The organism is Syntrophomonas sp., from assembly GCF_028707975.1.
Classification (GTDB): Bacteria; Bacillota; Syntrophomonadia; order Syntrophomonadales; family Syntrophomonadaceae; genus Syntrophomonas.
The window spans coordinates 1-2,844 of the sequence record NZ_JAQVZX010000167.1 but is presented as its reverse complement, the minus strand read 5'-3'; the positions used below and the strand labels follow the sequence as shown (position 1 = coordinate 2,844).

Genomic DNA, 2,844 nt, shown 5'->3' with positions numbered 1-2,844 from the left:
AATTCCCGTAAAGGCAGGCTTGACCCTGGCGACAGTACTGGACCCAGAAACTCCGGCGGAACCAGCAACCTCGACCACCAGCTCACCTTGAAAGTCGGTGGCCAGATCTACCTTACCCTCCTCCAGAATTATCTTACCGGGACGTTCCCGGCTGCTATCCTCAATTTCAAAACTAAGCTGATTTTTTTCAGAATTAATAACTAGATCGCCTATATCCAGATATTTGTCCCCTTCCAATTTAACAGAGGGAAGGCCGGCCCATTTCGCTCCTTCTGGAAGGGAAAGCGTAACACGGCGGTTACTTGCCAGGGTTGTGGGAGCATTTTCGCTAATAATGATGTTGCCGATTTTTTGAGCGCAAAGCCCTCCATAAACATCTTTTACATTCTGTACGCTCAAGTCTATCTTTTGCTGGCTATAGCTGGCTACTTTGAGGCTACTCACGTTAAGCTCCGCATTGCTTTTTAGCTGCAAACTGAGATCACCATAAGAGCTATGCTCATCCTTAAACTGAACCTTGCACTCTATTTCCATTTTACCCACAGTTTTTGTTTTTCCCAATGCCTCTATATGCAGAATAGATTGACCGTACTTGTCGCCTTCTACGCTTATCATGAAATCATCCTTATCATAGCGGCCATCACCGTTAAAATCATGTCGAAATCCCAGCATAGGGTCTATGTAGCAGCTATCTTGATTCCATTGGTAACCGCCAGGCAAAGTCATTTCGATATATTCAAAGGTACCCGGCATGTTCTCCGTGACTCTGATAGGCCCCAGAGCTTGCTCACTGCCGACCAGGAACTGGACTTCACTGGCTTCCACCGTCAGGCGAGCGGACATAATATTAGCTATGGTAAGACTGCCTGATGAAAAACCGGCTCCAGCACTATCAATGCTAAGCTCTACATTGCCCTTATAGCCACGGGGTACTACCACCCGGTTGAAGTACAACTGCAGCTCGGGATAATCATCGGGGCGTTCTATATTTTCTACCATAATTTCAAACCCCCGGTAATAGCCGGGCTTGTTCCTCTCCTCGGCTATAGGTTTAATCTCCACTGCCCGGGCCTGGTCCTCAAAACCTCTCCCCCGGGCTAGTTCCACATCACCCTGCCGGCCGTCGCCATAGATGCCGGTTGAGGTTATATAGAAATTTCGGGGCAGGCGAAACTCGGCCCAGTAGGATTCACTACCGGAAGCCGTGAAAGCATCTTTGGTGCTGGCAACGATTTTAACAGTAGCCAGTGCGCAAGCCCGCTCCTCTTCTTTGAAATCACTGGCCGGGTACTTGGGTAGCTCTCCTTGTATCCGGTAGCTTGTGGCCCCGTAGGCCGAGCCTGAGGGTAGAAGTAGTAATAAAGTAAAAACTAGCAATAAGTATAAACCCTTTAATCTTTTCCATAAATATGTATCCATGCTTTATCCTCCGAACATTTTTTGGGTCTTTATTTCAGCCCTGATCCTCTAATAATACTATATTTTATCTTAATCTTCCAATTCAAGCAAGCTACTTACATAGTCACGCCAGCGAGACGGCTTTATCATTAAACTCTAGTAGTTCATCAGCTTTCTTTCCCACTGCTAATCAATTTCGTACACCCATCAACCCTCCCTTTTTATTTACAGTATAGCATAGAAATAACAAGACCTTACAGGCAATTGACCTTTTTTAGGTCCTTTTATGTTCATGACAGACTACCAGCCGCACGAAACATCTCCTTGGCTAGCTGGCAAATAGTCATCAACTAAGAATAGTCCTGGCAGGCTAAGCACCGCCACCACGGTATTGGCTAGCTCTAATAACACTATTTATATCTCCTTGTGTTCTTACTGTCATGCTCAAAGGGACATAGGAACTGTCCCCCTTATGCTAGTGTTAAATGTGCTTTTTTATATCTTCCAGGCTTTCGTAATCTAAAATGCCATCAATCATAATATCCAAAGTTGGTGGGTTTAATTTTGATATCCCCGTCTTAAGTTCCTCCGGTAACAATCCAAATTTTTTAGTCAGTAATTTTATAGCAGTTCTTGCTAGAGCATTTGCTTCTCCTTCTTCTATGCCTTTTTCCATACCTTTTTCCATACCTTCCTTGAGGCCTTCCTCGCGGGCTGACTCAATCCTGGTTATCTGGTCGCGGATTTCCGCTTCCCTGGCTTCATAAAGCATTCTGGCCTTTTCATCCTGGCTTACTATTTCCAGAATACTCAAGGCCTTTTTTATCTCCTCATTTTTAGTGGCCAGCATTTCCATCACTCCTTTGGATCTTCCGTCAATGAATTCCATCCACTGGGTTACGGGTTCGCTTTCATCCTTTTCTACAGCTTCATCAAAAAGCTTGGGCAGTTCTAAAAAGTGTATCTCCAGGATGTCCGTCAGTTGGTAGCCGGTTTCATCTTCAGTCAAGTGGTAGCAGCTGTGCAGTTTATTAAGGGGAATGCATTTGAAGTCTAATATATTTATGGTTACGCATTTTTTAAGTACCGCATAACTATCCCCGGCCCGGGCCTGGGAACTATACATTTTACTCCAATAGAATAAAGTCCTGGCCGGCATGAATTGGGTGGGCAGTATTTGAATCTCTATATCTATCTGTTTGCCAGAGCTCATTTTAGCCCTTACATCCAGAATTCCTTTCTTATCTTCCGCAAATTCTCTTAACAATTCGTTGTTGATTATCTCAATACCCGCAAATTCCTCTACCGGCATTTTTAATACCGCACTGAGAAAAGCAATCAATATATCTTTGTTTTTTTCATCACCAAAAATTAGTTTGAATACGAAATCAATCTTAGGGGACATGATAAAGCGATCATCTAAGTTTCCCGCCTTTTTCATTTCGG

The 2,844-nt window shown here is 44.1% G+C and carries 2 protein-coding genes; both read right to left on the bottom strand.

Features of this window, described 5'->3' with window-relative positions; all coding sequences use genetic code 11:
* On the bottom strand, positions 1-1,419 hold a 1,419-nt coding region (locus PHP87_RS11750; protein WP_299921596.1), incomplete at its 3' end, for a hypothetical protein.
* Positions 1,420-1,879: 460 nt separating this feature from the next.
* Positions 1,880-2,839, bottom strand: coding sequence for an Rpn family recombination-promoting nuclease/putative transposase (locus tag PHP87_RS11745; protein WP_299921598.1), 960 nt, complete (start codon positions 2,837-2,839; stop codon positions 1,880-1,882).
* Between the last annotated feature and the right edge of the window lie 5 nt (positions 2,840-2,844).